Source organism: Pseudomonas sp. PICF6 (genome assembly GCF_009831705.1).
GTDB lineage: Bacteria > Pseudomonadota > Gammaproteobacteria > Pseudomonadales > Pseudomonadaceae > Aquipseudomonas > Aquipseudomonas rhizophila.
In genome coordinates this window covers 53,032-55,899 of the sequence record NZ_WUUD01000013.1, presented here as the reverse complement: position 1 = coordinate 55,899, position 2,868 = coordinate 53,032, and the positions used below count along the sequence as shown (strand labels likewise).

2 protein-coding genes are annotated in these 2,868 nt (G+C 62.5%); both read left to right on the top strand.

The genetic code is table 11. From position 1 onward, the window contains the following. Positions 1–656 (top strand): efflux RND transporter permease subunit (locus GSM73_RS26915; RefSeq protein ID WP_256676717.1); only part of this gene is annotated, 656 nt, incomplete at its 5' end. After that, entirely contained in the window at positions 653–2,110 is a 1,458-nt protein-coding gene (gene adeC / locus GSM73_RS05260) for an AdeC/AdeK/OprM family multidrug efflux complex outer membrane factor (RefSeq protein WP_047228033.1), read from the top strand. The genes GSM73_RS26915 and adeC, both read left to right, overlap by 4 nt. Positions 2,111–2,868: the final 758 nt, after the last annotated feature.

Here is a 2,868-nt window from a genome sequence, read left to right as displayed (position 1 = left end):
GTTACTCCACCGGTGAAGCCATGGCCGAAGTCGAGGCCATCGCCCAGAAACTGCCGGCCGGCGTCGGTATTTCCTGGACGGGTCTGTCCTACGAGGAACGTCTTTCCGGCTCCCAGGCGCCTGCGTTGTACGCCTTGTCGCTGCTGATGGTATTCCTCTGCCTGGCTGCGCTGTATGAAAGCTGGTCGATTCCGATCGCGGTCATGCTCGTGGTACCACTGGGGATCATCGGTGCCTTGATGGCGACCAGCCTGCGCGGCCTGTCCAACGACGTGTACTTCCAGGTGGGTTTGTTGACGACCATCGGTCTGGCGGCGAAAAACGCTATTCTGATCGTGGAATTCGCCAAGGAACTTCACGAACAGGGCCGCACGCTGGTGGAAGCCGCCATTGAAGCCTGTAGGATGCGTCTAAGGCCGATCATCATGACGTCCCTGGCGTTCGTTCTCGGCGTGGTGCCGTTGGCGATTTCCACCGGCGCAGGTTCAGGCAGCCAGCACGCCATCGGCACCGGTGTGATCGGCGGTATGTTGACCGCCACCATCCTGGCGATTTTCTGGGTGCCATTGTTCTTCGTGACTGTGTCGTCGATAGGCCGTCGCAAAAATATCGACCAGGACGACACTCCTGAAACTTCTAAAGAGGCTGGCCAATGAGCAAGTCGCTCCTCTCTCTGACCATCGCCGCCGTCGTGCTCAGCGGCTGCTCGCTGATCCCCGATTATCAGCGGCCCGAAGCACCGGTCGCCACGCAGTACCCGCAAGGTCCGGCCTACGAGCCGGCCAAGGCGGCCAGCCAGGCCGCCGCCGAACAGGGCTGGAAACAGTTTTTCCATGACCCGGCCTTGCAACAGCTGATCCAGGTTGCCCTGGAAAACAACCGCGACCTGCGCGTCGCGGCGCTGAATATCGATGCTTACGCCGCGCAATACCGCATCCAGCGGGCGGACCTGTTCCCGGCGGTCTCGGCCACCGGTTCCGGCAGCCGTCAGCGAGTGCCGGCACGGGCGTCGCAAACCGGTGAGGCAGCCATCAGCAGCTCCTACTCCGCGACCCTGGGCATCAGTGCTTATGAACTGGACCTGTTCGGCCGGGTGCGCAGCCTGAGCGAGCAAGCGTTGCAAAGCTACTTCGCCACCGAAGAGGCCCGTCGCAGTACCCAGATCAGCCTGGTGGCCAGCGTTGCCAACGCCTACCTGACCTGGCAGGCCGACAAGGAACTGCTCAAGCTGACCCAGGAAACCCTGGGCACCTACGAGCAAAGCCTCAAGCTGACCTCCCGCAGCGCCGAAGTCGGCGTGGCCTCGGCCCTGGACCTGAGCCAGGCACGCACGGCGGTGGAAAACGCCCGCGTACAACTGGCGCGCTATACCCGCCAGGTGGCTCAGGATGAAAACAGCCTGACCCTGCTGCTGGGCACTGGTCTGCCGTCCAACCTGAGCACCCAACCGCTGAGCGATGACCTGCTCAGCGAAGTGCCGGCGGGGTTGCCGTCAGACCTGTTGCAACGTCGCCCGGACATCCTCCAGGCCGAACGCAACCTGCTGGCCGCCAACGCCAACATCGGCGCCGCACGGGCCGCGTTCTTCCCCAGCATCAGTCTGACGGCCAACGCCGGCACCCTGAGCCCGGACCTGTCCGGCCTGTTCAAGGGCGGTTCGGGCACCTGGACCTTCGCCCCGCAAATCAACCTGCCGATCTTCAACGCCGGCAGCCTGCGGGCAAGCCTGGATTACGCCAAAATCCAGAAAGACATCAACGTCGCCAATTACGAGAAGTCGATTCAGACCGCGTTTCAGGAAGTCTCCGACGGCCTGGCCGCACGCCGGACCTACAATGAACAGTTGCAGGCCCAGACCGCCTTCGTCGCCGCCAACCAGGACTACTACAGCCTGGCCGAGCGTCGCTATCGCATCGGTGTCGACAGCAACCTGACCTTCCTCGACGCCCAACGTCAGTTGTTCAGCGCCCAACAATCGCTGATCACCGACCGCCTGGCGCAACTGACCAGCGAGGTCAATCTGTACAAGGCGTTGGGCGGTGGTTGGAATGCCGAACCCGGCAAGAACGAACCGGTGGCGGAGAAAGCACCGCCGCTGAAATTGTTCTGACTTGATGCCTGAACGCTGAAACACGAAGCCCACCGAAAGGTGGGCTTTTTGTTTGTGCACGCTGTGTGGGAGCAAGGCTTGCCCGCGATGACGGCCTGACAGTCGGCCAGGGTTTTGTTGGTTGCGTACATATCCGTTTCTGCGGTAACGGCCACTTAGGGTTCCGCCCTTACGGCGGGTCACTTTTGAGGAGCCCGGAAGCCGGCCCAGTCAAAAGTAAGCAAAACGCTTCTGCCCCACCACTCGGTGCCTCGCCTAGGCTCGGCATGCCCGCACTCCGGCATTGCTCCGTGGGCCAGCGTGGTTAACGGGGCGCCCGAGATCAACGTCCACCGCGAGGCGGCCTGATAGCCGACCTGATTTTTTGGTGATCGCGTTCCTCCTGTGGGAGCGAGCTTGCTCGCGAAGAGGCCAGCACATCCAACATCGCCGCAAACTGACCCTACGCTATCGCGAGCAGGCTCGCTCCCACATGGGTTTGCGGGTGTTCACAACATTCGCACACGATACAAAAACCTGTGGGAGCGAGCTTGTTCGCGATGACGCCAGCACATCCAACACCACCGCAAACTGTCCCTCCGCCATCGCGAGCAAGCTCGCTCCCACAGTTGGATCGGGGTATGGCCGGAGAGACAGGTCGGCTGTCAGACCGCCTTCGCGAGCGGGCTCGCTCTCACAATGGGATCGGCGTACGACCGGGAGAGCCAGGTCGGCTACTAGGCCGCCTCGCGGTGGACGTTGATCTCGGGCGCCCCGTT

Coding starts and splice junctions, on each gene's coding strand:
- adeC (WP_047228033.1), top strand. CDS start 653: ATGAGCAAGTCGCTCCTCTCTCTGACCATCGCCGCCGTCGTGCTCAGC.